This window comes from Cognatundibacterium luofuense, from assembly GCF_018139685.1.
GTDB classification, from domain to species: Bacteria; Pseudomonadota; Gammaproteobacteria; order Burkholderiales; family Burkholderiaceae_D; genus Undibacterium; species Undibacterium luofuense.
Map to the genome: position 1 here is coordinate 1 of NZ_JAGSPN010000116.1, position 489 is coordinate 489.

The window sequence follows — 489 nt, forward strand, 5'->3', positions numbered from 1 at the left end:
CCGCCTTCAGCGTGCTTTTTCGCTTTCTTTACTTTCTTTGGTTTCGCTTCTGTTTTAGCTTCAGCCGCTTTCGTTTCTGTTGCAGCAGGCGTTGCCACTGGTTTCGGTTCTGCTTTCGCGCTGGCGGATGCAGGTGCTGCCGGTGTCGCAGGCGCTGCTGCTTTTGCGTCTGCCTTCACTTCAGCTACTTTGGTTTCTGCTTTTGCTGCTACTTTTGCAGTTTCTGCTTTTACTGCAGTCGTTGCTGTTGCAGCCGGTGTTTGTGCCATCGCGCTACCCATCATTACAACAGTCGCGATCATTGCAGTCATCAGTTTGTTCATGGCATTTCCTCTTTCAGGTTAGGTACGCTTCGGTTTTCGGTTTAGCGCAACTTTGTGTTGCTGCATGATCCTATAACGCGATGACTCTTTATCCGGTTGACGACTTTTTTGAATTTTTTAAATATTTTTTTGATTTTATTAATTTTAATATTTACTTTATTTTCAT

Annotated in this window: 1 protein-coding gene; it reads right to left on the minus strand. The window is 44.6% G+C overall.

The annotated features are described in order from the left end of the window. Nucleotides 1-323 (minus strand): hypothetical protein (locus KDM89_RS19600; RefSeq protein ID WP_212689571.1); only part of this gene is annotated, 323 nt, incomplete at its 3' end. Between the last annotated feature and the right edge of the window lie 166 nt (nucleotides 324-489).